This is a genomic window from Occallatibacter sp., from assembly GCF_049802275.1.
In the GTDB taxonomy this organism is placed as follows: Bacteria; Acidobacteriota; Terriglobia; order Terriglobales; family Acidobacteriaceae; genus Telmatobacter.
This window is the reverse complement of record NZ_JBARMD010000544.1, coordinates 1-1788: the sequence shown is the minus strand read 5'-3', so window position 1 is coordinate 1788 and position 1788 is coordinate 1. Positions and strand designations below refer to the sequence as shown.

The window sequence follows — 1788 nt, the reverse complement described above, 5'->3', positions numbered from 1 at the left end:
GTCCGATGGCACGGGCGGCCTCTGCGGTGGCTTGTCCGATGGCAGCAACGTGCGGGCCGGAGTTGCGCAGGGACAGATTGAGGGCAGCGGCGCGCTCGGAGACCACTCGGACTGTGTTGACGCTGGTGAGGATGAGCCAGTCGTAGCCGTAGAGATGGCGGAGCGCCTGATCTAAGGGATCGTAGCTCGCGGGCGGGCGAATTTCCAGGACGGGGACTTCAACGGGATCGGCGCCGGCGGCGCGAAGGCCTTCGCTGAGCTTTCCGGCCTGGTGCGCAGCGCGCGTGACGAGGACGCGTTTGTTGGCGAGAGGTAAAGTCATCGTTTGACTCCATCATCGCACCAGGGGCTGAGCGCTCAGGCGCCTTTGTGAGGATTGCGGGACGCGAAACAGGCCGTGCCAGGTTCCTTTTCAATTTCCGCCGAGAACAATTCATTCCCGAAAACCGGCGTGAAGGCCTGCTGAATCACGCGGCCGAATTCAACGGTATGAAGGCGCTGCTCCCGCTGTTTGGCGACGGTGCGGGGATTCAGTGTTTCTCGTTCGGAGTCATACGGAGGCGCCGGATGGAGGGTTGGCAGCGGCTTCGAGCAGGGGTGCCGCGCCAGCTTCGATGAGCAGTTCAGCGGCTAGCTGTCCGAGTGCTATGGGGCCAATGTCGATACGGCGTGACTCGTGATGAATGCGAATGGCTTTGCCGGTAGCAGGGTCGGCAACCACGGCGAAGATCTCCTGCCACTCTCCGGCTTCGTCCTGCGGGGCGAGGCGGCAGTGGATGCCGATGGGGACCTGGCAGCCTCCACCAAGTGCAGCGAGAGCGGCGCGTTCGGCAGTGACGGCGAAGCGGGTTGCGGGATCGTCAAGGAAGGCGATGGCAGCGATGATGTTGGCGTCGTCTTTGCGAGTCTCGATGCCGAGAGAGCCCTGGCCGGCGGCGGGGCAGAAATCTCTTGGCTCAAGACGTTCGCGAACCCATTCGGTTTTCTCAAGGCGATCGAGTCCGGCCGCGGCTAACAGGATCGCATCGACCTGACCTTCGGCAAGTGTACGCAAGCGGGTGTCGACGTTGCCGCGGAATTCTACGGCCTGGATGTCAGGGCGGAGGGCTAAAAGCTGCGCGCGACGGCGCTGGCTGCTGGTTCCCACGACCGCACCGTGATGGAGCGCGTGAAGGCTGTGATACTTGACCGAAACCAGAACGTCGCGCGGGTCAACACGGGGCGGCGTGGCCGCGAGCGCGAAGGGCGCCGGGAGTTCGGTGGGCAGATCTTTGAGCGAGTGCACGGCAAGGTCGACGCGGCCCTCGGCAAGAGCATCTTCTATTTCCTTGGTGAACATGCCCTTGGATCCGACCTGCGCGAACGTGACCTCCTGCAGTCGATCGCCGGTGGTCTTGATAATTTCGATTTCGACGGAGTGGCCGTGCCCCCGCAGGAGCGCGGCAATATGGTTGGCCTGCCAGAGTGCGAGTTGCGAGCCGCGACTGCCGATGCGCAGATTCATTTGCCTCCTACGGCACTGGTTTCGCCGCGCTCCGCGCCTTTACTCTCTTCAACACGGAAGTCAGAAGGGGAAGGTTCGGATTGAGCCTCAGCTGGTTTGGGAACTGTTTCGGCAACGGAGGGCAGAGACCACGCGTCGCAAAGCGCGTCGACGCGGGTGGAGTCGTTCTCGCGCGCAGCCTGTTTGAGCGCCTGCATGGGCGGATGGAGAAATTTGTTGACGAGTCCGCGGGTGAGAGTCTCAACGGCGGCGAGTTGTTCTGCGCTGAGCACACCGAGTTTGGC

2 protein-coding genes and 1 pseudogene are annotated in these 1788 nt (G+C 63.0%); all 3 read right to left on the bottom strand.

Translation table 11 applies throughout. The features are described from left to right. Positions 1-322 (bottom strand): uroporphyrinogen-III synthase (locus WA354_RS18795; protein WP_472814552.1); only part of this gene is annotated, 322 nt, incomplete at its 3' end. A 228-nt stretch (positions 323-550) separates the two neighbouring features. After that, positions 551-1504, bottom strand: a complete 954-nt coding sequence (gene hemC / locus WA354_RS18790; protein ID WP_472814551.1) for a hydroxymethylbilane synthase — start codon at positions 1502-1504, stop codon at positions 551-553. Further along, positions 1501-1788: pseudogene (locus tag WA354_RS18785) on the bottom strand (glutamyl-tRNA reductase); the annotation flags it as partial. The gene hemC and the pseudogene WA354_RS18785, both read right to left, overlap by 4 nt.

What these genes read in the sequence shown, in the direction of transcription:
- hemC (WP_472814551.1), bottom strand. Translation starts at nt 1,504, where the DNA reads ATGAATCTGCGCATCGGCAGTCGCGGCTCGCAACTCGCACTCTGGCAG.